The organism is Pseudomaricurvus sp. ABR4_320 (genome assembly GCF_056159445.1).
Genome location: NZ_JBSWVF010000005.1, coordinates 69036 through 92272, shown reverse-complemented (window position 1 = coordinate 92272; position 23237 = coordinate 69036). Strand labels below are relative to the sequence as shown.

At 52.0% G+C, this 23237-nt stretch carries 18 protein-coding genes and 1 other RNA gene; 8 read left to right on the top strand and 11 right to left on the bottom strand.

The genetic code is table 11. The features are described from left to right. Positions 1 to 29: 29 nt before the first annotated feature. Complete coding sequence (locus tag ACXAFR_RS11905) at positions 30 to 473, top strand: MotA/TolQ/ExbB proton channel family protein (protein ID WP_475177061.1); 444 nt, start codon at positions 30 to 32, stop codon at positions 471 to 473. Further along, positions 473 to 772 (top strand): DUF2149 domain-containing protein, encoded by a 300-nt coding sequence (locus ACXAFR_RS11900; protein WP_475177059.1) that lies wholly within the window; start codon positions 473 to 475, stop codon positions 770 to 772. The genes ACXAFR_RS11905 and ACXAFR_RS11900 overlap by 1 nt, the downstream gene beginning before the upstream one ends. A gap of 81 nt (positions 773 to 853) precedes the next feature. On the opposite strand, the gene ACXAFR_RS11895 is transcribed toward ACXAFR_RS11900, so the two are convergent. The 3 genes from ACXAFR_RS11895 to ACXAFR_RS11885 form a co-directional block, all read right to left on the bottom strand. Continuing rightward, complete coding sequence (locus tag ACXAFR_RS11895) at positions 854 to 2179, bottom strand: mechanosensitive ion channel family protein (RefSeq protein WP_475177056.1); 1326 nt, start codon at positions 2177 to 2179, stop codon at positions 854 to 856. A gap of 173 nt (positions 2180 to 2352) precedes the next feature. Beyond that, positions 2353 to 3933, bottom strand: coding sequence for a chemotaxis protein CheW (locus tag ACXAFR_RS11890; RefSeq protein WP_475177054.1), 1581 nt, complete (start codon positions 3931 to 3933; stop codon positions 2353 to 2355). Next, positions 3930 to 7106, bottom strand: a complete 3177-nt coding sequence (locus ACXAFR_RS11885; protein ID WP_475177051.1) for a PAS domain S-box protein — start codon at positions 7104 to 7106, stop codon at positions 3930 to 3932. The genes ACXAFR_RS11890 and ACXAFR_RS11885 overlap by 4 nt, the downstream gene beginning before the upstream one ends. Before the next feature lie 312 nt (positions 7107 to 7418). Between ACXAFR_RS11885 and ACXAFR_RS11880 the strand changes: the two genes are divergently transcribed. Further along, positions 7419 to 7841, top strand: coding sequence for a DUF6524 family protein (locus ACXAFR_RS11880; protein ID WP_475177049.1), 423 nt, complete (start codon positions 7419 to 7421; stop codon positions 7839 to 7841). A 19-nt stretch (positions 7842 to 7860) separates the two neighbouring features. Here ACXAFR_RS11880 and ACXAFR_RS11875 read toward each other — a convergent pair whose 3' ends face one another. After that, entirely contained in the window at positions 7861 to 8802 is a 942-nt protein-coding gene (locus tag ACXAFR_RS11875; RefSeq protein ID WP_475177046.1) for a GGDEF domain-containing protein, read from the bottom strand. Between the two features lie 3 nt (positions 8803 to 8805). Beyond that, positions 8806 to 9375, bottom strand: a complete 570-nt coding sequence (locus ACXAFR_RS11870) for an Hpt domain-containing protein (protein WP_475177044.1) — start codon at positions 9373 to 9375, stop codon at positions 8806 to 8808. A gap of 433 nt (positions 9376 to 9808) precedes the next feature. Between ACXAFR_RS11870 and ACXAFR_RS11865 the strand changes: the two genes are divergently transcribed. Together ACXAFR_RS11865 and ACXAFR_RS11860 are read left to right on the top strand one after the other, a co-directional pair. Then, positions 9809 to 10711, top strand: a complete 903-nt coding sequence (locus ACXAFR_RS11865; protein WP_475177041.1) for a response regulator — start codon at positions 9809 to 9811, stop codon at positions 10709 to 10711. 325 nt (positions 10712 to 11036) lie between these two features. Further along, the gene (locus ACXAFR_RS11860; protein ID WP_475177039.1) at positions 11037 to 11651 is read left to right on the top strand and encodes a hypothetical protein; all 615 of its coding nucleotides are present in this window, start codon (positions 11037 to 11039) and stop codon (positions 11649 to 11651) included. Between the two features lie 9 nt (positions 11652 to 11660). On the opposite strand, the gene ACXAFR_RS11855 is transcribed toward ACXAFR_RS11860, so the two are convergent. From ACXAFR_RS11855 to ACXAFR_RS11840, 4 genes are all read right to left on the bottom strand, one after another. Continuing rightward, positions 11661 to 13508, bottom strand: coding sequence for a pyruvate kinase (locus ACXAFR_RS11855; protein WP_475177037.1), 1848 nt, complete (start codon positions 13506 to 13508; stop codon positions 11661 to 11663). Positions 13509 to 13774: 266 nt separating this feature from the next. Then, positions 13775 to 14113 carry a hypothetical protein gene (locus ACXAFR_RS11850; protein WP_475177034.1) on the bottom strand — a complete coding sequence of 113 codons (339 nt, stop codon included), beginning with the start codon at positions 14111 to 14113 and terminating at the stop codon, positions 13775 to 13777. A gap of 407 nt (positions 14114 to 14520) precedes the next feature. After that, the gene (locus ACXAFR_RS11845; protein WP_475177032.1) at positions 14521 to 15438 is read right to left on the bottom strand and encodes a diguanylate cyclase domain-containing protein; all 918 of its coding nucleotides are present in this window, start codon (positions 15436 to 15438) and stop codon (positions 14521 to 14523) included. A gap of 284 nt (positions 15439 to 15722) precedes the next feature. Continuing rightward, a complete protein-coding gene (locus tag ACXAFR_RS11840) occupies positions 15723 to 15911 on the bottom strand; it encodes a hypothetical protein (RefSeq protein ID WP_475177030.1) in 189 nt (62 codons plus the stop codon). Positions 15912 to 16173: 262 nt separating this feature from the next. On the opposite strand from ACXAFR_RS11840, the gene ACXAFR_RS11835 reads away from it, so the two are divergent. Next, complete coding sequence (locus tag ACXAFR_RS11835) at positions 16174 to 17991, top strand: pyruvate kinase (protein WP_475177027.1); 1818 nt, start codon at positions 16174 to 16176, stop codon at positions 17989 to 17991. Positions 17992 to 18006: 15 nt separating this feature from the next. On the opposite strand, the gene ACXAFR_RS11830 is transcribed toward ACXAFR_RS11835, so the two are convergent. Both ACXAFR_RS11830 and ACXAFR_RS11825 read right to left on the bottom strand, forming a co-directional pair. Next, positions 18007 to 20268: a xanthine dehydrogenase family protein molybdopterin-binding subunit gene (locus ACXAFR_RS11830; RefSeq protein ID WP_475177023.1), complete on the bottom strand. Its 2262-nt coding sequence runs from the start codon at positions 20266 to 20268 to the stop codon at positions 18007 to 18009. After that, positions 20265 to 20717 carry a (2Fe-2S)-binding protein gene (locus tag ACXAFR_RS11825; RefSeq protein WP_475177021.1) on the bottom strand — a complete coding sequence of 151 codons (453 nt, stop codon included), beginning with the start codon at positions 20715 to 20717 and terminating at the stop codon, positions 20265 to 20267. Before ACXAFR_RS11825 ends, ACXAFR_RS11830 begins: the two co-directional genes overlap by 4 nt. Positions 20718 to 21038: 321 nt before the next feature. On the opposite strand from ACXAFR_RS11825, the gene ffs reads away from it, so the two are divergent. Both ffs and dnaX read left to right on the top strand, forming a co-directional pair. Then, positions 21039 to 21135: signal recognition particle sRNA small type (gene ffs / locus ACXAFR_RS11820), an RNA gene on the top strand. Between the two features lie 236 nt (positions 21136 to 21371). After that, the gene (gene dnaX / locus ACXAFR_RS11815) at positions 21372 to 23234 is read left to right on the top strand and encodes a DNA polymerase III subunit gamma/tau (RefSeq protein WP_475177017.1); all 1863 of its coding nucleotides are present in this window, start codon (positions 21372 to 21374) and stop codon (positions 23232 to 23234) included. Positions 23235 to 23237: the final 3 nt, after the last annotated feature.

Sequence of the window (23237 nt, the reverse complement as noted above, 5' to 3'; positions counted from 1 at the left end):
AACGCATGTAAGGAATAAGAGGGTAATCTATGCTGCTCAGTAGTTATTCTGCGGATCTGCTGCATCGGATTACCAGTGTGCTGCTGGAGCCGGTGATTTGGGTTTTGGTGGGGCTGTTGATTCTGGCTGTATGGGAAATTGGTGTTGCCTGCGGAGAGCGGTGGGGAGGCATTCAACGTTTGCAAAATCGTCAACGTTTGATGGCGGTGGGCAAGCAACGTATTGAGCGGGCAGACTTTATTACCCGACTTGCGCCTATGTTTGGTTTGATGGGAACGTTGATTCCCTTGGGGCCAGGATTGGCTGCTTTAGGTCAGGGAGAGTTGCAGATATTGACCACCGCGATGACAGTCGCCTTTGATACCACCGTGGTGGGATTGTTGGCTGGTATGGTGGGATTTGTTATCGGCCGCTTGCGACGGCGTTGGTACGATGCGGCGATTGATGCGTTGCCGAACGAGGAGACGCGTTGATGGATCGTTGGCGTCGCAGTGAATTTCTCGAGAGTGATGAAGAGCCGTTGGGGCCACTGGCGAATCTGGTCGATCTGGTGTTGGTGTTTGCCTGTGGTCTAATTGCGGCTTTGGTGGCTTTCAGTTCCGATTTGCAAAGCCATTTTTCGCAAGCTCCCCAGGAGGTCTCTTCCGGCAAAGAGTTGCCGAGCGTTCCTGACAGCTTGCAAAGCCAGTTGCAGAATGGACAGGGATACGAGCCAGTCGGGCAGGTTTATCGGGATCCGGAAACCGGCAAGTTGATTTTAATCGGCCAGTGAGCCGTTGTTCGAGATCGCGGGTATGGCGAGCGTTTAATCCTGCCTCTGTCATACCCGAATCCTACATTTGCGCTGCCTGTCTTATATTTTGGCTTCCTGGGGGACATCCTCTTCGGACAACATCCTGACTTCCCGCTGGGGGAAGGGGATCTCGATACCATTGTCCTGCAGGGTTTCGAGAATAATCAGCAGCAGGTCGCCTCCGACACGATTTTTACCGTCGTCGATGCCTTCCATCCAGAATTCCACAAACATATTGATGCCGGAATCGCCAAAGCTGTCAATCTCGCAATCGGGTCTCTCCTCGACGGGAACCGTTTCGCCACTTAACACCTGCGGATGAGCCGCCACCGCGGCTTTCACCAGTTCGACCATTTCTCGAACGTTGGTTTTATAGGCGACAGAAAAATCGACCCGGTAACGCTGTTTTTTGTTTTTGTGGGTCCAATTGGTGAAGGTTTCACTGATGAATTTTTCGTTTGGAACGACGATGTCTTTCCCGTCGAAAGTTTCCAGAGTTGTTGAACGCATATTGAGTTGGGTGACGATGCCCGTGCGACCATCGTCGAGTTCGACATAATCCCCAACCGCAACAGACCGATCCAGCAAAATAATAATGCCGGAGATAAAATTCGAGGCAATGGCCTGTAGGCCGAAGCCGAGTCCAACCCCCACGGCGCCGCCAAATACCGCCAGCGCTGTAAGGTTGATCCCCAACACCTGCAGCATCAAGAGACCGATCAGGACAAAAATACCAATCTCGAAAAGTTTGGCGAGCACTTCACGTGTGCGTAAATCCAGGGATTCCTGGCGTCGAATAATGGTTTGGCCGGTTGAGTTGGAGACGCGTCCGAGCCAGAACAGCAGTGAACCAAAGATGATGAGGCGGGTGATGCCATACCCCGACAGGCGAATGTTGCCAATCTGAATCGCCATGGAGTCCAACACGGCAATCACGTTGTCGAGAAGGCCGATCAAATGTAAAAACAGCAGTGGCGTACCGATCCAGTGAAACCAATTGGCGACCAATCGATTGGTGATGGCCAGTTTCACAAAATTGTGAAACAGCAGCAAAATGGCGACCGCAAAAGCGGTTTTAATCACCCAGTCGTCATCCATGGCCCACTGGCTGAATTCAATAGCGAAACGCAACAGCATAATGGCAAACAGAGGGAAGAGCAGTTTGCCACAGCGATACAAGAAGTTTATGACGGGATAACCCGCTGGGTTGGCCGGTGGTTTTCGTAAAAACGGCAACAACTGTCGCACTCGCCCGGTTAAGACATAGGCGACAACGTAGATAACAAGTATCAGGCCAATTTCGGCATAGGTTTCCGGTCGTGTCAGAGAGTCGAGAACTTGATCACGCCAGTGGTTTAAGGCAGTCAGGAAGGTTTCGGCTGTCACTTAGTATCCCTGGTTCATTTTTTTGATGGTTGAGAGTCCTCTGAGTGAGTGCAAGCTTCGGCGGAAAGAGCACACGATCAAGAGGTGGGCCTTTATACGGTCGCTGACGCCAAAAAGAGGCGTTCTTTCCGTCAATTATGGACGATAAGCAGAAAAAAGGCAGGATATTGGCGTTATAGTGCCGTATCAGAGTCGCGGTGGCTGACCTGGGTATCGATTTGCTGGGTGGCGGCCAATTCATCTTCCAGAGACGGTCGATCGGTACACACCAACTGCCGAGTCAATTCAAACAGATCCAGGCGATAGATAATCTTTCGGCGTTCCGCCTCTTGATATTTACAGAGTGACAGCATGTTCAGTATTGGTGCGAAGGTGGGGCGTGACTGGAGATCAGCCGCCTGTTCTTTACTGACTGGGAAGTATTTTACAACATCCACCAGCTCTTCAATCATGAAGCCAAGTCGGCAATTTTCAAAATGGCAGACAATGATCGCGGTCTGTTCAGATTGAAACAGTGGCTCGGAGTTTACCAGATCACATAAATCGAAGAGGCCCAGAGGCCCGGATTTGAGTAGCATCAGACCGCTGGAGCCAGCACCCGGATAACTGCGAATAAACGGATGAACATCGCTGACAATTTCGTCGACCATATTGATGGGGATTAGTAGCGGCCCCCCCGCTTGAATTAATAGGGCGGTTTCGCCCACTTTAGACGCTTCATTTGCTGACTCGGATTCCGTATTTGATTCGATTGCCGAAGTTTCAGCTTGTTTGCGGTACATTTTTGATATGCCAGCCAGCTGTGGGTCTTGCAGCAGCGCCGGCCCGTCAATAAATAACACCGCGTTATTGGCAATGTCCAAGCTGTGTGCGGCCTGAAACTGTACGCTGGGTTGCTTGCCAAGAATACCGCTAAACAGTTCAGGCCGTCGAAATGACTGGGCCGGTAGAGGCAGCTTTTCCTCGGCGTGCAATAGTTGGATGTCGATCACTGTGTGAACATATAGGGCGACAAGGCGCTCCTCAAACGCAACCAGTAGGGCGTTTTTCGGGGGCTCACCTCCCGACTCTGCGAGTCCGGAGAATATGGCGAAATTTACCGCGGGAATTTTATTACCTTCGTAAAGAATGTCGCCAAGGTAGTAGTCACCGGAGCGATAGCCAGTCTCCAGTTCCGGGTCAATCACAATACCATTGATCATATCCACATCAATGGCGAGCAGATATTTGCCAATGCCGATAATCAGATAACTCAGTCCGCCTCCGTCGATGTCTCGACGTTGTGCGTCACTTTGCAGGCTGCTGACGTGGGGGAGTTGATCACAGGCCAGCAAAATAGACAGGTCCAGTACGGAAATAATTTGATTGAGTTCTTGCAGCCAAACGCCGCCAGAAAGGAGCTTATCGATGTTGTCGGATTGCTGGTGTGTGAATTCGGTGATGGTTTCGGCGTCGGCCGTAAACAGTCCAACGACTTTTTCTACATAGATACCCAGGATTTTGCCATCCTGCTCAATAACCAACACGGCCGCGTCGCCTTGGGTATCGGGTGCTTCCTTGCCGGGCAGCAGATCAATAACGGGAACGATAAGTCCGCGCAAGTTGATTCCACCCAATACGGCCGGGTTTGCATTCCAGATAAATTGAATGTCGCCGGCGGGAATCGCTTCTTTAACTTGGCGATAGTGCACCGCAAACAGGCGCTCTCTACGCTTTAATACACCCAACTGCGTGGTGTGAGTTGCGGCGTTCACGAGTGGTCAACGGCCGACTTGAGTTCTGCGACTACCGTCTCCAATTGCGTTGCCCGGACTTCCTGGTCGCGGGCGACTTCGACCACTTCGCGGATCATGGCCAAATTTGAATTGATTGACTCGGTGATCAAAGAAAAGCTCGATGACGCTGTCTGCGACAGCTGCAAGCCGTCTTCAACACTTTGCTGCATTTCGTTGATCAATGTGTTTATCTCATCGACCGATTGCGCGGATCTCTCTGCAAGCTTGCGAACTTCTGATGCGACAACAGAAAAGCCGATGCCTTGTTCTCCCGCCCGGGCGGCCTCTACCGCAGCGTTGAATGCCAGCAGATTGGTCTGGTTGGCAATTTCAGTAATTTTTCCCAGTACGGTAAATATGCGGTTGTTCGTGCCGGAGATCGCTTTGATCGAGGCGTGCATATTGGCGACAGAATCCTGCCCTTGAGTCGCAGATTGTGACGAGGTACTGGCGACATCCAGCGCCTGAGTTGACAGTGTTCCAACCTGTTTGATTGATTTCAGTAAGCTGAACAAGTCATCTTGCATTGACTGGCTGCGGTTGATAATACGCTGCTCCAGTTGCACTTCCTTGGTAATATCCTGAGCGAATTTAACAATTTTTGTCACTCTGCCATTAAGGTCTCGAATGGGGTTGTAGGTGGCTTGAATCCAGACCTCTCGTCCAAATTTCCCGACTCGGTTAAAACGGCCGGAGATAAACTCACCTTCATTTAAGCGAATCCAGAAATCCCGATATTCCTCGCTTTTAACATGCTCATTGGTACAGAACATGCTGTGGTGTCCGCCAATGATTTCATTCTCGGTATAGCCCATGGTGGCGAGGAAGTTTCGGTTTGCGGTGATGACATTGCCGTCGAGATCGAATTCAATGACCGCCAGGCCGAGATTAATTGCAACGACCTTGGATTCAAATTCGGCGTTGTGGAGTTTTTGTTGCGTGATATCTGAGGCAAATTTAACGACTTTGACGGGTTTACCGCGGGCGTCGAAAACGGGGTTGTAGGTAGCTTGAATCCAAACTTCCTTGCCGCCTTTGCCCACCCGCTTATATTCGCCGCTGTGAAATTCGCCTCTACCGAGGCGGTCCCAAAACATTAGGTACTCTGACTCGTTGGCATCCTTTTCTGAGACAAACAATCGATGATGGCTACCGACAATTTCTTCCAATTTGTAACCCAGAAGATCCAGAAAATTGGCATTGGCATCGAGGATATTGCCTTTAATATCAAATTCAATGGTTGCCTGGGAGCGCTCAATAGCCTGCAGCTTGGCGCCGGTTTCCATTTGCATATTTTTTTGTTCGGTAATATCGCTTCCGACGATTAACACCTGTAGAAAACGCCCGTTGAGGTCATAGTTGGGTGAGAGTGTCGACCTGATCCATTTTTCGTGGCCATAGGCATCTTTCATGTGCAGATCAGTAATGACCTGTTCACCTTGTTTGACTCTTCGCCACAGCTTTTGGTGTTCCGACTCGGAAATCTCATCTTCAAATAAAATCAGACTCTCGTCCTTACCCGCAATTTCATCATCGGTAATGCTGAGCACCTTCTCGGCAACATTGTTGATGCTGTTAATCTGGTGGTCAGCGCTAATTTCAATAATGCAATTGCATGCAGATATGGCTTTTAATGCCTGCTCTCGTTCCTGGGCTGTGCGTTTAACATCGGTAATGTTCTTGCAAAGGAAAATGAATTTATCGACTTTCCCGGCCACGCTGAAAACCGGGCTAAAGGTGCCCTGAAACCAGACAGCGTTACCGTCTTTATCTTTCAAGCGGACTTCTTGGGTGACATGGTCACCGTTTTTCACGGTTTCCCAGATATCCATAAATTCTTGACTGTTGGCCGTGCGGCGATCAACCAAGGCAGTATGATAGAGGCTGCGCAATTCCTGCAGGGTATAACCCATGTCCTGCACAAAACTGTCGTTGGCATTGAGAATCTTGCCTGAGACATCGACTTCCAATAAGGCCTGACTGCTGTCGATTGCCGTTAGAATAGCGTCGATTTCGTGGCGGCGGCGCTTGTCCTCAGTGATGTCGGTGGCAAGTTTAATAATCTGCACCACTTGACCCTTTTCATCCTTAACCGGCGTATAGGTGGCAAATAGCCAAAGTATTTTGCCACTGGCGTCGCGACGTCTAAATTCGCCCTGAAAGGATTTGCCCTCGCTCAGTTGCGTCCAAAAACGCCGGTATTCTTTGCTGTCGACGTCTTCGGCCAAGCACAAAATCTGATGTTGTTTGCCAATCACATCGCTTGCGGTATATCCCATGATGTTTAAGAAGGCGGGATTGGCACCGGTAATGGTTCCATCAGGCGAGAATTCGACGACGCACTGGGTTGCATCGATGGCAACGATCTTGCTGCGATTTTCCAGTTGTTCAAGAAATCGTTCGGTGATGTCCGTTGAGAATTCAACGATCTTTTGCACCTTGCCTGAAAAATTCTTAATGGGTGTGTAGGTCGACTGAAGCCAGCGCTTGTTGCCTTTGCGATCAAAGCGTAAAAATGCGCCGGATTCCGGCATATCGTTGTTGAGGTTTTCCCAAAACTTTCGATAGGCGGGGGAATCCGCATCGTCTTGGTCGACCAAAATGGCGTGATGTTTGCCGATTAACAGTTCTTCCGGGTAACCCATCAGCTGCAGAAACTGGGAGTTGGCGTTGAGTAATGTTCCATCGGGATTGTACTCGGCAACCAACTGTGAACTCAGAATTGCACCGTACTTTTCCTGCAATTCCACCTGTAAAAATACGGAAGATGTCACGTCGTGGCAGACCACCACCACGCCGGTGGGTTTGCCGTTTTTGTCTCTGACGGTAGAGGAGCGCGCCTGTAAGTAGATGAATTGATCCTGGGTGTCTCCCAGCACAAATGAAAACGCTGTAAGCTCCTCGGACACAATTTCCGTAAAATCCAGAGCGATGGAATCCTGCACCAGATCTTCAAACTGAATGCCATCTTCAGGCAAGACTTTAAGCCAGCTGGCGAAGTTACGGTTGCAGTCCCGCAGTGTTCCTTCGACGCTGAATTCGGCAATGTAGATCAGTTTATCGAACAGTCGGATGGCTTCTCTTTGCGCGAGGTTGACGCTGTCTTCAGACAGCATCTCCAGCAGTTTGTCTGAGAAATCGGCCTTTATCATTCGTGTTCCTCGTGGCGGTAGGAGGCCACTAGCGTGAGGAGGGAAGTGCGACAAGAGTCGGTGCTTGTCGTTTTTGCCGCAAAATCTAGAGGATCGATTGGGTGGCTTTACCAAAAATTGTCGGGTCTACTGTGAGTCTAGCTGCATTTATATTGTCAATTCCCTATAGAACAAAAGGGTTTTAGCGCAGCGGCATTATTCGGATTGGGTATGACATAACCTCGGAACAGGTCGTCGACTTGGCGGTTGGAAGCGCTTGTTCTCGCGCGGCACCACTATTATCCTTGCAGCCTGAGTACAAGGAGCTTTTTCATGGCAGGAACATTCTCGTCCGGCAGCTTTGGGCTGCGCTGGCTATTCTCTATTCTCTTGGTGTTTGGAACCTATAACCCGACGCATTTTTCATTTATCGGTTGGGTTTTGGGGGCGGGAAACTTCGGACCAGTCGCGGCGATCGTCGGTATTTTGCTGTTGATCGGTTGGATCATCTTTGTGCGAGCGACATTTATGTCTCTCGGTTGGCTGGGCATCATACTCGGGTCGGCATTGTTTGCTTGCATTATCTGGTTGTTTGTCGATATCGGGTGGCTGCGCCTGGATTCCGCCAATGCCATGTCCTGGGTAGTGCTTTTGCTGATTTCATTGATTCTGGCACTGGGGATGTCCTGGTCCTTTATCCGTCGGCGAATGACGGGGCAAGTCGATACCGATGATTTGGACGATGGACGCGGCTGACAGACGCGGCCGCTGAGAGTTACTCCGCTGCTGGTGTGGCGTTGCTGTTTTCCCAGCCGGGGCTGACGCAATTTTTGCCGCCCAGGGTTTTGCTTTTATAGAGTTGTTCGTCCGCATCGGCCAGTAGCGATTCCGGTTCAATATCCAGTGACGGAATCACGCTGGCGCAGCCAATCGACAGGCCGATGGGGGTGCTGGGAAGATTGGGATCCGGGTTGGTTCCGTGTCGATTCACGGTCTTCAGAATAATCTCCGCAAGGCCGATCGCATGGTCCAGGTCGACCTCTGGTAACAGCATCAGAAATTCGTCACCACCGAAGCGCACGACCATGTCGCCAGCGCGTCTAGCGTAGCCCATCAGTGTCTCTGCAACCCGTGACAGGCAGGCATCGCCCGCAGGGTGTCCGTGGGTATCGTTGATCTGTTTAAAATCGTCGAGATCGATCATCAGCAGCGCGAGTGGTTTGTGGTAGCGCGCCATGCGGCGCCACTCGATGGTGAGGCGTTCGGTAAACACATGGCGGTTGTAGGTGCCCGTTAGCGGGTCCTGAACCGCCATTTGGTTCAGTTTTTCAGTTTTTTGTTTGAGGTCGATGAAGGTGCGAATTTTCGCTTTCATCACCAGTTCGTTAAACGGTTTGAGTACGTAATCGATGGCGCCAGCATGAAACATGCCGTTGATGTCTTCAGGATGATCTGAGCTGGTGAGGGCAACCACAGGTACATGCTGTTTGTTGTGAAGTTCTTTGATGGCTCGTAAGACAGCGACACCAGAGAAGTCGGGCAGTGATACATCCAGTAGAATGAGATCAAACGACATTTTCGCCAGAGCCATACCATCGGCGCCGTTCATCGCAATGGTGACGTCATAACCCTCTGTATCGAGAAGCTCGCTGATAAGGTGCAGACATACCGGATCGTCTTCTACAACCAACACTCTTGCGGGATCGATGTGGTCCACAACTTAGTCCTTCAATTCGGTAAGAATAACTTTGGCACGGGCGTAATCGAAGGTGTCCAATGCCTTCGTTAAATTATCGGCGTCTGTATAAAGACCAAGCCCCTGTAGGCAGGCCATCAGTTCATTGCGCAGATCTCTTGAAATGAAACGACGCTCGTCAAGGCGTCGCAACATTGTTTTCTTTAAATCGCCGTAGTTTTCGTTATCGAACGACAAGTTCTGAGCCGATTCCAAAGCCGCCAGCTGATTGTATTCTTGCAGTTCTTGCAGGTGAGTTTGCAGTGACTCCAGCATTTGTTCACAGCCACTAAAATTCCCGTGACCTACCGATTTTTCAACGGCGGTGGCTTTCTCGGCAAGGCTCAGTGCGGCAATATTCAGGGCTGCACCCCGCAGTTGATGCGCCATGCGTGTGGCGACAAGGGTGTTTTGTTCGGCAATGACGGCACTGAATTCGTTGTGGAAGTTTTCGTAACCGGTGCAGAATGAGCGCAGAATGGCGCGCATTAATTCGTCGTTTCCCTCCACCTGCTGCTGCAGAACCGCTTCATTAAGACAGGAGGGGATTGTCATAACACCACCATTTTCAGATCGCCTCGGGCGAAGATATTTGGCTTCACGTGTTCACTTCTCCTAAACCTCTGCAGAGTCGACCCAATTGCTTTGCAATGAGTGACCTTTCCTTGTCACCTGTAGCGTGAATGCCACTGGATGCCGGCGCTGCGGTTCATTGGGTTCTGTTTCCGCCATAACACTGTGCTTCAGCAGCTGATGGTTCGCGCGACATGGGGGTAATCCCCGTGCCAGCATCTATGTAGGAAACATGGCCAAGCGTTTGCTTACCGGTCAACAATAAAATTAGCAGTCCACGGCATAAACGCAAATTTGATCAACGGGTTAGCGTGTTTTCTTGAGGCTAAAGACCAGCCTGTTCAGGCTTTTCTGTACTATGGTCTAAGAAGACGTTCATTTTGACATTTTGCCAAGACTCTGCGAGTAACCACTCATGTCTGCGCCGCCCAATAAAACCGCGACCACCGCTGAACCTCATCGTTTGCAAAAAGAACTGATCCGATTGTTGGGCGAGGGTGCCGAAGGTGTGGTGGGGCTATTGGAATCGAGCCTGGAGGGACTCTGGTTCTGGGATGTTGACTATCCTGAGCATGTTTGGATAAGCGACAGTTTCCGTACTCCTTTGGGATTTACTGCCGATGACTTTCGCGGGAATGGCTGGCGTAACCAGGTTTCCGAAGCGGACTTTGCCGCGTTTCAACACGCTCTTGATGATTACCTTCTCGCGGAGGAATCCAATCCTGGCGCCGTGTTCTCCAGCATGCTGTGGTTTCATGATTCAGCGGGGGAAATGATCCTGTTCAGTTGTCAGGGACGATTGTTGGTCGCCGGTAAACATCGTGGCAGGCGTCTGTTGTTGCTGTGGCGCCGTATGGAGGGGCCGCAAACGTTAGAACACAGATTGAATGAGGTGACGGCTATCGTAAATGATGTGCCTGAACCCGGTAGCGATACGTCCAGTTTGGCGGGTAAAAATGTTCTGATCGTGGACGATCTCGATCTCAATATTGAAATGGTCGCTAGTATTCTCACCGAGCGGGGTGCCGAAATTCGCGTGGCGAGAAATGGTACTGAAGCATTGAGTTTGCTCAAAAAAGCCTCGGACGTCGATGCTATTTTGATGGACATCTATATGCCGATTCTGGATGGGTTCGAAACCACCCGACGTATTCGCAAGGGGCCGGCGGCGATTGCATCGATTCCAATCATTGGGTTAACAGCGATGGAGTCTACCCGGGATTTGCGTAAGGCGAGGGCGGTCGGCATGAATCAGTTGATCAGCAAGCCTCTGGATATTGACAAAGTCGTCTATACACTGTGTCACTGGTGTGGCTAAGGCCCCTGCTTTACAAGCAACCCATCGATTTTTCAGGAAAGGCATTCTCGGTTACCCACAGATTCTGTGGATAACTATGCGAATAAGTTTCCAGACCTTCGTCCCTGCGGGATTTTCCACGATTGATTAAAAAATGACCGTCAAATCCGCCGGTCACATTGGCCGGTTCACCGCCGATAATCCAAAATGTTAACGTTTACATTTTTTTCGTAAAGTCCGACAATTTCCTTGAGGGGCTGGGGGCAGTGTTCGTCTCTTCGTAAACAGTTGGGGTTTAAGGTTTAAGCCTATTTGTCGAAGTGGGCTCAATGGGGTGTGGCGGCATATGGTCAGGGAAAATCAGGTACGCGAAGGTAATCGCGCCAAGGAATTATTTGAAGTTAAGGCAATGACCTGTAAAGGTCTGCAACAGGTCCGATTTTGTGCCGGCTATGTGCTCAGCAGTCAGTGTGATCCGCTGTTGCGAGCGCCCTTATTGCGCGATGCTATTGTGTCTTACGGGCGGGCATTTTCCAGTGCCGAGCTGCAGGGGTGCCAGCGGGAATGTCAGTTGTCCGAAGCTCTGATTCCCAATGCGCTGCTGTGCACGCATCGCAAATTGCTGAAACAGCGTGAAGACATACTCTACAGTATCGACGGTTGGGATTTGCGACCCGGGTCAAGTGGCGATATCTCGCCATCGGCGACCGTCGTCAATCTCGCTCAAAAAGCCGCTCAGGGCAAGGCACAAACGCACCGGGTTGCAACACTGGCAGCGCCAGTGAAAGAGCTGGCGGGCTGGTTGAAGCAGTTGTCCGATGCGCTGCTGATGATTTTACTGCCCGAGCTTAAACGCCTGGAAAAAGCCGTAGAACGGCAGGTCTCCTCTGCAACCTGTCTGGCGGGAATCTGTCTTGAAAACCAGGCTGCCTGTGGCAAAGACAACGATATCGTTCATTAACTTCGGGCGTTATCCGTCCGATGTTATCTGTGGTGCTGTTGCAGGCAGGGGGGAGAGCGCAAGTGGCGGCAACAATGGTTGCCACTTTGTCTGCCGATGATCCATACCTTTGGTGATCGCGTTTAACATCGTGACCGCATCTTCAATAAAGGGGCCTTTGTTGAGCATGATGCATTCGGACCGTTGCGCCATCGCGGCATCGGTGATTTCACTGCGAGTGGGGTTGCCTGATTTGGCCAGTGTCTCAAGTACCTGGGTTGCCCATATCACGGGAAGATGAGCCGCTGCACAGAGACGCAGCAACTCCTCTTGGGCCTGGGCAATATCCTGCCAGCCAAGTTCAACACTTAAATCGCCACGAGCAATCATCACACCGACTTTTTGACTGCGCATTGCGGTTAACAGCAGCTCTGCCAGGTGATCATAAGCTTGGCGGGTTTCAATTTTTAAAATGATCCCGATGTGGTTGGCGTGCAAGTCGTCCAGTGCGTTTTGTAGAGCAAGAATATCACTGCCTTGATTGACGAAGCTCAGGGCGATTAAATCTGCCGCTGCGGCGACGTCTTGTAGGTCATTGAAATCCTCTTGTGTAAACCCCGCAAGCCCTAGGTCTGAATTTGGGAAATTGACACCTTTTTCCGCCTTAAGCTTTCCGCCACCTGGTGGTGCGTGAGTAATTTGCAAGAGGATCGAATCTGTCTCGGTTGCGATGATCTGGCCGCTGAACTTACCATCATCCAACTTTACGGTTTCCCCAACCTGAAGCCGAGAGATAACCTCGGGTGATGCGCAGGACAAGGTTGCCGGTTCAATGATGATCTCCTGCTCATCGACGATAGCGGGTGATGCTATGCGCCCATCTGCAACCAATTTGAGCAGATCATCTTTGGCAAGTGCCAAGTAGTTTTCAATCGCGGGCAGATCGGCAAGCTGAAAGGCAATACGACCGACTTCGCCGTAAGCTTCGATGATCATGCCAGACTCGAAGTAACTTGTGGCATCGAGTTCAACCCGTAGCTCATGCTCGTTCTGCTCCACGACCCGAGCCGACCTTTTTTTACCGCGAGCGTCACGCCAATTGAGGCGATCTATATGACCGAACGCCATGAAACTGTCGCACTGGACCGGGATATGGCCGGCATCTGTTGGGATATCTTCATCGGTAGGGCAGTAAAACGTCATGGCGCAAGGGGTTTCTACCTGGCCTCGAAGATTTTTTTCCGGCTTTACTTTTATAACGTGAGGTCCCGGCGGCATTGGGCCTGTGCGTAGTTTGGGGCCAGCCAGATCAAATTGGATCTGACAGTTTTTGCCTTCTGCGGCGGCAACTTCGCGAACATTCCTGGCAATCGACAGCCAGATTACCGCGCCATCGTGAGCGCAATTAATTCTGGCGATATCCATTCCCGAGTGGATCAAGCGCTGAATCAGATCGCGGTCCCAGGCGGCTTGCGAAGGCATTGTCACCATAATGCGTGCGGTGCGGCGATGAGCAAATGGCCCGAACAGTTCTTCGGCGCGGGCACTGAGCAGACGCTGATCCCTGGTGTGGAGAAATTCAGCCCAGCGAGCCGTTGTGGTGGGCTCTTGTCCCAGCAGCGCTTTGATGACGGCGGCGACCCGATAAATCTGTTCCCGTATAGACATTTCAGAGCGAGCGAGTGAGCTGAGTCCACAGCTGTTTAGGCGACTCTGCAGATCCCGGCGATCGAGCTGTCGAAACGCGAGATAGTCCAGCAAATTGTCAGCGGCGGCCTGTTGATTCTCCGCGATGTTTATCAGCCAGGCGTCGTGCTCCCGGCGATATTCGTTCATGTCTGCGAGTATGGCTTCGAGTTCTTTGAGGAGTTGCTGCATGGGAAAATACTGCCTTGTGTAAGTACATGGGCAGCCAGGCCATTTCTCCGGCTCGATAGGGGAGGAGTCGGAGTGCACCTGAGTTTGGGGCAGTGATATGACTTACGACGCCGGCCGCTCACAACCGATTTTCAAGGCCTCGTGTTGCAGTCGTGTGACATTTCGATGACACGCCGTCTCGCCGGCAGGAGGCTGTCCGGTACCCGACACGCAACGACCAATTTGCCGCAAAGCCCGGAGCGTAAGTGTAACGGTTTTGTGTTCTGTTATTTTTGCGAGCAACCGTTGCAGGGACGTTGGGGCAGTTGCTGGCAAAACCCGGCATAGGTGCAATTGCTGTCTCGGCGAATAAGGGCTTGGTTGCGCGCAGTCTGCCCATCGTTATTCTGCTGGGCCTGTTTGATGCGCTCTATTTCCGCATTGATTCGCCGCAGTGCAATGGCATCTTTCGTGGCGTAGTTGTTTTTCGGCGCCTTCCAGGGGGAGGCTGCCAAGTCGCCGAGTCTGCGGCAGAGTCGTGATTTCTCAACGAGTAACTGGGACAGCAGGCGTGTGGCATCAATATTGGGTGATACGGTAGTGTCGCGGGTTTCTATAAAGCTCATGAATCTATCTGTCGGGCAAAGAGGGGTAAACCATTAAAGTGTCTCTCTTAGCGCTGTCACGTTATGTGAACGGTCGGCTAGCCAGAGGAGGGGGGTGGCAACGACCGCTGTCTTGTTCGTGTCTTTACTGCGGAGTGGGGCGCAGGCTTTAGTCTGAACCCGGTGTAGGGTATGAGGATAAGTGATTTCGTCCTTTTACCTCTCGCGCTGCCTTGATTGGCGCGCTCCTCGACATCTAGGTTCGAGTTTAGTTCAAAATTTAATAACTAAGCAAATCAATATTCTTAAAAATTTTATTATTGACGATAATTGTTGCTCAGGCATTTAACAGTGTGCGTTCGTTCAATGTTTTGACGCGTAAAATAACGAGGTTTGAAGCGGGGGAAGGCTGTAAGCCTAGTGAAGCTTTATAAGCTAAGCTGTGCGAAGCCGTAGTCCTGCCCGTCGATCTTCTTTGTGTCGCTCAATGCTTTACTGGCAAGCTGGATGAGCTCTTCTCGACTGGAAGCACTGCTGGGATATAAGGCGATACCAACGGCCGCTTCGATTTGAATGGTTTCTGCATTTATCTCATAGGGGGTTTGGTCGAGTGCTCGCACAATCCGATTGGCAACTGCGGCACAGCCATTGAGATTGCTGCCAACTTCTTCCAGTAACACCACGAACTCATCGCCACCAAGACGGGCGACCATGTCACAGTCGCGCAGGCAGCTTTGAATGCGTTGAGCCGCGTCAATCAATACCTGATCGCCAGATAGATAGCCGTAAAGTTGATTGACGGATTTGAAGTCATTGATATCGATAAACAAAAGGGCCAGTTGTCGGCCCATGCGGTTGGTGCGGGCGATTGCTGAGTCGAGGGTGTCCAGGAAGCTGCGCCGTGTCGGCAGGTGTGTGAGCGGATCCCGTGTCGCCATAGCCAGAAATTCCAGCTCTTCCTTCTTTTTGTGAATGGCGAATTCAAGGGATTCAAGCAGCTCCTGGCGATTCAAATCGACTTTCGATATGTAATCCTGGGCGCCAGCTTTGATGGCTTTGACCGCTAAACGTTCGTTGCCATTACCGGTCAGCATCACCACGGGCAGGGTCAGATTTTCCAGGCGAATTTCAGAGATGATCCAGAGGCCATTCTGGTCTGGCATATCGTAATCAATCAGAACACAGTCGTAGGGTTTGAAGCGCATTTTTTCCAGAGCGAGCTGGGCACTGGAGCATTCTTCGATAACAAACTGATAACGGGCGTCTTCCGTCAGTAATGACTTTACCCGTTCCCGATCTTCGGAGTGGTGATCTGCCAATAGAATGTTGAGTACCGACTTACTCATCTAACCGCTATTCCATGTTGCTCAACGTCTCATAACATTCGTCGCGCGCTTTAATGGATACAAACTGGTGGGTATATCTGTGGCGTAGAGGCACTACTGTCGTTCAAATTGGGTAACGATATAGGCTCAAAACTGGCACCGACAGCAAGCGTGCGTGTCTTTTTTTGATAATAGTCAAGAAACTGGAAATTGCGTTGGCGCGCCAGGCTTTTTTTCGTAAAGAAAAGGTAATTTGAGCCAGGCGAGAGAAAAAGCAGGGGGAAATTAAGGGGGGCAGATCGAGATTAGTAGGCTTTTTGTCGAAGTCGGCGTACTTTTACAAAATCCCGAGCTTTCGCAAGTGCCTTATAGTATGTGTCTGGATAATCGTCAGGGATTTCGCGAACAATGAATCCAACCAGATCACCGCCTTCATAAGCTGGCTCAATATTTAGGTCGCAGTAAGTAGTAGCTCTTTCAATAACGTCTGACATGATGATTCCTTTCAACTCTGCACCTATTGTACCCAATCTATTTGGTTATCGGATCAATCAAAAGGATGGATTTGTAAAATAATGGCGCATAAAACGTTTAATGCCACCGCTTGCGGTACATGAACGTTTGATTATGAGGACTCTGCCAGAAAAGGCTTAAATATGGGTTAATTCCCGGATCATCAAGGTGGATTGTCACGAGAGGGTCATGGGCATCGGGCATAGTCAGGGGTCGCAATTCTCCTGGTAAGGCATAACACCCATGGCGACCGATACTCGTAAAACCCTCGTCCTGCCGTTTTTTGAAAAACAGCTGAATGATGGCCCACAACTTGACCAAAATCCTGTCTATCAGGGTTTACGCTCACTGCGTGAACAAATGGCCCAGTTGGGGGCGGATAATGGTGATATATCGTCAGAACACAGAGTCGGAGCAATCAATTTGCAGCGCCATCTTTTATTGAGGCGTTATCTGCACACCGATAAAGAATTGCCAGATGCTCTGCGGCGTTTTGGATTGTCTCTCCCCAAGCGAGGGGAAACCAATATTTTGGCCGTGTTGGATGTCATTCTCGGCAGCCTTGAGCAGTTACTTGGACTGCCTCAGTCGATTACGGTGACGAAAGAATCTCGTTCAACTCCGGAAGTCATGGATTCTGACAATGCGCTTTTGCACAATCTGCTTGGCTCCAGGGATGCTCGTTTGAGTTGTTATCTGATGACAACTTTGCCAAGTCTCTCGGAACCCATCGCAATCAATAAGACCGAGAGCGGATCTCTTGTGCGGGCGAAGTTAACCGCCGGCACTTTGGAGGCGTCGTTAACCAACCTGAATGAGTGGTTGGATAATCCAGCCAATGCCGCTTTACGTCCTAGAACCTGCTTGGACTTGGATGTTGATCCATTGTGTACCGGTGAGATTAACCGCTCCGCGCTGGTGGTGAAGATCAAGCCTCGTCGAGATATGTACGGCTATGTGCAGGTGCCCGCTAAGGTCATGCTGTCAGCGGGGGATGTGCGGGCAAGAGTACATTCCTCACAACGTGAGCGCGTGTCCTTGCAGGTTTCTCACTCCTGGTTTGAGCAATTGCAAGTCGGTGACAGTCTGCTGTTCCGAGATTGTCGTGCTGCCAATCGGCGTTTTGATATTGTTGAAAAGTCCGAGCAAGGCTGTCTGTTAGAGTCATACAAAACGTCTTATATTTCGGAAGATACGTTATTTCGCGTCGTCAGGGGCGAGACTCAGATGGGAGAATTTGTCTTGGAAGGCATTCCGGCGAGACCTGGGAATATTCCCCTGCATGCGGGTGACAGTTTGTTGTTGGCGGCGAATCGACAACTGGTGGTAACGCCGGAGGAGCAGCCCGATGGCTTGGCGATGATTGGTTGTAATCAACCGGAGTTACTCGCCCAGATTGGCGTGGGGGATGAAGTCTGGTTTGATGAAATTCATGTGGTTGGAAAAGTGGAATCCTGTAACAACGGCAATTTGCAGATTCGCATTCAACAGACGCCAAGAGACGGTGCTAAGTTGCGAGGAGGCCAGCGCATCAGTTTTCCAACGCGTCGTCTAAAGCGCCCGGCGATTGACGCACGGTTAATTCCGGTTTTGGATGCGCTAATGGAACGCATCGAGCTGTTGGCCGTTAACTGCCCCATTGATCGAGACGGTATGCAAGACATGGTCGATCAGTTGCTGAGCTTGAAGGGACGGACTCCAGGCGTTCTGCTGAAAATTGATCCTCAAGTGGACGTGCGAAAAATCGACGAGGTGTTGCTGGTGGCGATGCAGTTGCCTGCTGTCGGTATCATGTTGGTACGGGAGAGCATCACCCGTGACATGTTTAGCGACCACCTGTTTGAGGTTCAGCGCGAACTGATCAGCCTGTCTCGCACTGCACATCTGCCTGTGGTGTGGGGGATGCCGCTGTTGAAGAGAATGACGATCACCGGAGAAGAATTTCACGCCGAGCTGGCGGAAATATCCGTCGCTTTGCAAGCTGATTGTGTCCTGGTGGATTGTGGACCATTTACCGCTCAGGCACTTGACGTTTTGCGACAGCGCCTGAGCGTTCAATGATGGCGATCAGCGCGCCTAACTGATGGTCAAGGGTAGAGGTAGATCTCGGAAGCGTTTACCGGTCGCCTCGTAAATCGCATTTGCCAGCGCCGGTGCAAAAGGTGGTGTGGGTGGTTCACCGACACCCGCTGGCGGCTCCAGGTTATCCATGACAAGCACATCGATGATTTCTGGCGCCTGATTCATGCGTGCGACGGGATAGTCATGATAGTTGCTCTGCATCACTTTACCGTCGACGACAGAAATTTCTCCGAGTGCACAGCTTAACCCGAAGATGCTACCGCCTTCACATTGAGCGCGGACATGTTCCGGATTCACTACGGTTCCGGCGTCAATGACGACGTAAACTTCCGGAACGCGCCAGAGGCCACCGGCTTGCATTTCCACCTCAACCACCGTGGCAACGTAACTGAGAAACGACCGGTGTGCCGCGATGCCTAGAAAACGGCCGGCAGCACGCTTTCGCTTCCAATCCGAGCGCTTGATGACTTCATCAACCACCGCGCGCAGTCGGGCGGTGTCGGCCGGGTAATTCTCTTCCGTCGCGCCATGTTCCTGCAGAGTGACGTTTAATGCCTTTAAATCAAGCGTACGATCCGGGCCGATCAGTGCCAGCAGATACTCAGCCGGGTCTTTCTCGGCGGCGACCGCCAATTCGTGGGCGAAAGACTGAATGGCGAAGGCGTGATGAATATTGTTGACCGAGCGCATCCAACCAATTCGGACATGGGCTGGGGCTTCGCCATGCTCAAACTGCATGTTGTCAATGGCGAAGGGGTTATCGATAAAGCCTGGACCAATTTCAAACGGACCGGGGGTGGTTTGACCTGGTATAAAGGTGGAAAAAATCGGTGGGAATGCCACTCGCTGTAGCCAGGCGGTGGGCATGCCGGAGTCGTCAATGGCGGCTTCGATATGATGTGCGCTGACGGTGTGATAGTAGCCGTGACGAATATCATCTTCGCGACTCCATACCACTTTAACTGGGCGTTTGGCTGCCTTCGCCAGCAGCGCTGCCTCGACCGCAAAATCCTGTTTGGATTTGCGACCAAAGCCTCCGCCGAGCAGGGTCACGTTGATGGTGACTTTTTCTTCAGGTAATTGCATGGCGCCAGCGACACTGGATCTGGCCGCTTGGGGATTTTGAGTACAGGCCCAGATCTCGACGCTATCGTCGGAAACCACGGCGGTTGCGGCCGGTGTTTCCATGGCAGCGTGTGCAAGGTGGGGAATGGTGTATTCGGCAGTCAGTGTTTTGTTGGCGGATTTTAACGTGGCGGTGGCATCGCCGTTATGGCGAACGACATTACCGGGTTGTCGCACAGTCGCGCGCAAGTCTTCCAAAAACTCTGCCGAATTGTAGCTGCCGTTATCTCCGTCTTCCCACGTCAATTCCAAAAGATCGCGAGCTTTGAAGGCTGCCCAAGTGTTTGTCGCCAGCACAGCGACACCGCCCAGGGGTTTAAACATGACGGGGGGGGCGGGGCTGTCGAGCGTGATGATGTCGACAACGCCACTTACTTTTCGAGCCTTGCTGTCATCCATGGATTTGAGCCGGCCGAAGACGACCGGAGGGCGGGCAATGGCCGCCACCAGCATATTGTCCATTTGCACATCGTGACCGAAGGTGGTGGTCCCCTCCAGCACCTTGTCGATGTCGACGCTTTGTACCGGTTGTTTGATGTAACGCCACTCGCGTGGATCTTTAAGGGCAACGGATTCTGGGTCTGGCAGGGTTAAGTTCGCTGCGATAGCAACCAGCTCACCGTAGCCAGCGGTACGTCCGGTGGGTTGATGAGTCACCTGATGGTTAAAGGCAACACAGTCATCGACTGCCACTTCCCAGCGTTCGGCCGCTGCCTGGCGCAACAGTTGTCGAACGGCAGCGCCACTTTGGCGCAGACGTGTGAAGTTGGTTCTTACGCTGCGTGAGCCATCGGTGTTCTGGTCGCCGTATTTGACGTCACCCGTCGCCTGAATGATGTCAATCTGGTTCCAGTCGGCTTCGAGTTCGTCGGCAATTATCTGGATCATCGCGGTGCGCACTTGTTGACCCATTTCAGAACGGTGGCAGGTGAGTTGCACTCTGCCACTCGCATCGAGGGCGACAAACAGTGTGGGGGCAATGCGTTCACTGGTGGCCGCGACGCTGCGACTCGCTGGCAGCAGCTGCAGGCTCAGCAACAGGCCTCCTGCAGTACCGCTTAGTTTCAGAAAGCGGCGGCGGTTGAACGCGCCTGAGACTGTGCCTTTGAGGTTCGGTGTCGATTCACTCATGTGTTTTTCCTCGCCGCTGATTTGATGGCCGCCCGGATTCGCGGATAGGTGCCACAGCGACAAATATTGGGCGCCATACCGCTGCTGATGTCTTCATCGCTGGGGGCGGGATTGTCTGCCAGTAGTGCGGCGGCTCGCATCATCTGACCGCTCTGGCAATAGCCACATTGAGGAACATTGTGGGATTTCCAGGCGACCTGTACCGGGTGTTGCTGTTCCGGGTGCAGGCCTTCAATGGTGGTGACAGTTTTTCCGTCTAACGCCGCCATGGGGGTCAGGCAGGCAAAAATGGGTTGTCCGTCCATGTGCACGGTACACGCGCCACACTGGGCTTTACCGCACCCGTACTTGGTGCCGGTTAACTTGAGTTCGTCGCGGAGATACCACAACACGGGCATTTCCGGGTCTCCGTCAAACTGGTGTTCTGTTTCGTTCACGGTAATTTTCATGGTTCTACCTGATTGTCGTTTTGAAAGTGCATCGCGATTGGCACATTGGGGCTGCTCCCATTCGTTATAGCTCGCGAAGATGAAACCGGCTTGAACATTCGTTGCTGGCTCGGGGATGTCAGAGTGTCAGAGACCCGATGGGTCACTGTTTGTAAAATTGTTATTGTGGGCAACTGTTTGGTAGAGATTAGCCAAGGGCGCTGCTTGGCCGCAAGTTCAAAATTGGCAGAGGGCGTTGATTTAATGAGATTTCTTTTTTGTCGCGGTTGCAAAACCACAGCAAAACCGGAATAATCGCCCGCTCTTTGCAATGGTGGCTCCTTTCGGTCCCTCCGCAATGATTAACTGTGAACCCCGCCAGGCCCGGAAGGGAGCAACGGTAGCAGCGACATCATGTGCCGGAGTGTGGCTGACTGGAGCTGCCTCCCTTCAGCAAAACGCCGCCAACACCTCTCTGCTTAAGGCCGTATATCGGCGTCTCGTCAGTCTCTCTGTCACTGACTATAATCGTGCGGTTGCCAGCCATCGGATCTGGATCGATCGAGGCGTAATTCGTATGACCAGATGGTATAGTGCGCGTCGACTAATTTGCACAGCTTATAATTGCTATCACCTTACTTCATTAATTGGTGAGACATTGGACAGAACAACGGGATGAGCTATCAGGTACTTGCCCGCAAGTGGCGCCCCAAAAATTTCAAAGAGCTGGTCGGTCAGCAACATGTGTTACAGGCGCTGGCTAATGCGCTTGAACAAAATCGTCTGCATCATGCTTATCTCTTTACCGGAACTCGAGGTGTCGGGAAAACGACGATTGCTCGAATTCTCGCCAAATGTCTGAATTGTGAGCAGGGGGTGGGATCGGAACCCTGTGGTGAGTGCAGCAGTTGTCGGGAGATCGCCGACGGTCGCTTTGTCGATCTGATTGAAGTTGATGCCGCTTCACGTACAAAAGTCGAAGACACTCGTGAATTGCTCGATAACGTTCAATACGCGCCAACCCGGGGCCGCTTCAAAGTCTATTTGATCGATGAAGTGCACATGCTGTCCAATCACAGCTTCAATGCGCTGCTGAAAACTCTGGAAGAGCCGCCGCCGCACGTCAAATTTTTGCTGGCTACCACCGATCCTAAAAAGCTGCCGGTCACCATTTTATCCCGCTGTCTGCAATTCCATTTAAAAAATATGGAGCCCGAAAGGGTGGTGGAGCATTTGCGCCACGTGCTGACGGAAGAGGGCGTTGGCTTTGATGACGCCGCGCTCTGGCAATTGGGGCGAGCTGCGGCCGGCAGTATGCGTGATGCCCTGAGTTTGACCGATCAGGCCATTGGTTTTGGTGGAGGTGATCTCAGCGGTGAAAACGTACAGGCGATGCTTGGCAGTATTGATCAGAGCCTCATCGCCGAATTAGCCGATAATTTGGCCGCCGGCGACGCGTCAGCGCTCCTCAACAATGTTGGCCAGTTAGCGGCATTTGGACCGGATTACGCTGGGGTGTTGGGTGAGTTACTCTCCTTTTTGCATCGCGCATCCATTGCCCAGGTACTGCCCGATGCCGTCGACAACAGTGGTGGTGATCGCGATGCCGTTATCGCGTTGGCCAAGCGAGTCAGCGCAGAAGATCTGCAGCTTTTCTATCAAGTCGCTTTGTTGGGGCGACGCGATCTGCCGTTGGCGTTCGATCCCCGATCCGGGTTTGAGATGGTCCTGCTGAGGATGCTGGCGTTCCGTCCGCAAGGTGTCCATTCCGTGCCAACACAGTCCCTGTCTGATGATGCGTCAGCCGCTGCGGCGGAGTCTGATACCCCGATGGAGCCTCCCCCGGTAAAAAAGCCTGAGCCGGATCCGCGGCCGGCAGCGACCGCGGAACCCACAGCGAGCGAGCTTGCCGCAGGCCCCGATTTGACCGGATTGGCGGCGGATCCGATAGACCCGGCGTTTCATCACGGTGGTCAGGGCACGGGATTGGATCCCGATCAGATGGCTGCCTTGGGGTTGCGCTCCGCACGTCAGATCGAGTCGCCCACGCCGAAACCCGGCGCCAGTGACGCCAACGCGGTTCGTGAGTCAGGGCAAACGAAACCGTCGGCAACGGAGATACCGCCGCCGGGATCTCCCGGTGAGTTGACCGCGGACAATTGGCATGGTCTGTATAAAGCGTTGGGGTTGAGCGGTATTTTGCAGGCGACGGCATCCAGCTGTACTGTGCTATCGGCTGCCGCAGAACGTATCCATATGATGCTCGATGCCAACAATTCCAGTTTGTACGATGCCTCGCAGCAGCAGCGACTTGCCGACGCCTTGAGTGCGTACTTTAATACGCAACTTGATGTTGTGATTGATGTGGGTGAAGTGCAGGCTGAAACGCCGGCGGCTCGAATGGCCAGGTTGCGGCGAGAGCAGCTGGCTGCGGCTCGACAGGCACTGGATGAGGATCCATTGGTGCAGGGATTGTTGCAGAATTTTTCCGGCGAGCTTGACCCGGAATCCATCCAAGTTGGTAAACCCAATGATTGAGAG